The sequence below is a fragment of the Shewanella sp. 10N.286.45.A1 genome, from assembly GCF_041470405.1.
Classification (GTDB): Bacteria; Pseudomonadota; Gammaproteobacteria; order Enterobacterales; family Shewanellaceae; genus Shewanella.
In genome coordinates this window covers 1-1,938 of sequence record NZ_JBFRMK010000411.1, presented here as the reverse complement: position 1 = coordinate 1,938, position 1,938 = coordinate 1, and the positions used below count along the sequence as shown (strand labels likewise).

Below are 1,938 nucleotides of genomic sequence, written 5' to 3'. Positions count from 1 at the left end.
AAAATAGCCAATAAACTGCTGCAAAAACAACCGTAAAAAATCAACAACCCCTAGTAATATGCTCCTCGCTTCAGTCTCTTTGCTAGTACGGTAACAACATTCTCATCGAAGCTACAGCAGAAGATTACCCGCAGAAATCAATTAAAAAACATGCAAAACAATAAGCTACAAACAGATAAATATTCAGAATGATTCCAGAAGGTTACACGTTTTCACTTTAGCTATAGTCCAAGTCATCGCTCAGACTCACTTCGAGTCAGAAAGTTATCGAGACTATTTTGTGTGTATAAAATAAAGGAATATCCAATGAACGCATCACTAAGGAAAGTCAGCATGTTATTCAGTGCTCTCGTTTTGGCGAGTGCCAGTAGCAGTTTTGCCCAATCAGCGCCTGTTTCAGAGCCTAACATAGCCACAATTGCAAAATTAGGCGCCACAGGAGGTACTGCTAACTGCAGCGCCGAATCAAGTTGGTTTACCTCACCATCAATGCCTAGTGAAGTCAAAACCAGTGATGGTCCAGGCGACAGTTCGTTCTGTGACTTTTACCAGTTCTCTTGGCAAACATTTGCCTACTTGATGGCTGAATCAAAAAACGACCCATCAGTTATCAACTTTCAAGACAATACTCAGTTCAACCAACTGGAGTTGAATGCTGATGGCAGCCCAGCCAACTCTTGTGATGAGAAGCATGACTCTCAAGTGCTGTTTATTCGTACCGCTAAACATGAAGAGAATGACACCGATATCGTCATACCAGAGATGATAGGACAGGCTGGTGGCGGCGCCACTATCTATGATCAAAATGGTAATGTGGTCTATTACGATGTTCGCTTTAGTAAGAACATGTGTAATGTAAAAGCGATCCAACAGCAACAGAACTTCCCTGCTGGCACCACCGAAATGAAAACCGCATGGAAGGTTCTAGGAGAAAATGATGATCCTAATGATTTCATCACCATGGATGCTAATATTACTCCAGTAGTATCGGATCAGAGTAATACCAAAAAAACGAAACTTGGTATGATTGGTTTTCATGTTGCGGTTGCCACTCAGGCACATCCTGAATTTGTCTGGGCTACATTTGAGCATAAAGTGAATTCACCGGATTGTACGTTACCGCAAGAAACCACGGGGTGGTCTTTTGCGAGCCAAGAATGTAGCGCTGGGCTAAAAAACAACCAAGCTGGCTGCGAATTTAATAACCCTACAAAGCAATCTAAGGTAACAGGAAAACCAACGCAAATTTGCCGAATGTACCCCTATGGTTCTTCGGAAGGCGATCTTAAATTCCAAGACAATGTAGATTCAATTAAATCACTTAACGCCAACGTTCAGCCCTATTTAAACGGCAATTTTGAAGTATTGAAAAACTACTTTAATGTTGGTGCTCTGTGGGTCAGCGATATCAATAAAGGCTCTTACACTACCCCAACTAACGGACAAGCAGTAACTCAAATTAGTAATCAGCGTGGCTCTTTAAGGCTTGCAAACACTGTAGCTGAAACTGAGTATCAAGAGGTCAACACAGCAGCGATTAACCTTAATGGTAAGTCATCACCTTCAGCGGGCTTTGTCTCTAACTGCTTTGGTTGCCATAACTACGAAGGCTTAGACAGCAATATCAGCAACACAACGTCAAATAGCTTGAGTCATATTTTCGATGATATTGCGGTCGGTTCTAAGCAATGATTGGATGTGCAAGCCGCTAATATTATCAACAGTAATACCCAAGCGAATGTAGATTATCGAACCACATGTAACAGCTCCTCGAAGAAGCTCAAGTGGAACGGTCAATGGACCAATCAAAATGCTAGCACTGGTGCACAATTAGCAAAATCTGTTTGTGGTTGCTGCGCCAACTAAAAAGCAAAGCCAACAACTTACACAATGAGTTTTCGGCTATTAAAAAGGCTCGCTTAGCGTAATGCCGATCAG

2 protein-coding genes are annotated in these 1,938 nt (G+C 42.0%); both read left to right on the top strand.

Annotated elements, in window-relative coordinates; translation table 11 throughout:
• The first annotated feature begins 306 nt into the window (after positions 1-306).
• Complete coding sequence (locus tag AB4238_RS22070; protein WP_372035743.1) at positions 307-1,692, top strand: mannan-binding protein; 1,386 nt, start codon at positions 307-309, stop codon at positions 1,690-1,692.
• 6 nt (positions 1,693-1,698) lie between these two features.
• The gene (locus AB4238_RS22065; protein WP_372035741.1) at positions 1,699-1,866 is read left to right on the top strand and encodes a mannan-binding protein; all 168 of its coding nucleotides are present in this window, start codon (positions 1,699-1,701) and stop codon (positions 1,864-1,866) included.
• Positions 1,867-1,938 lie beyond the last annotated feature (72 nt).

Bases quoted from the DNA above. Each gene is read 5' to 3' on its own strand.
- AB4238_RS22070 (WP_372035743.1), top strand. From the start codon at position 307: ATGAACGCATCACTAAGGAAAGTCAGCATGTTATTCAGTGCTCTCGTT.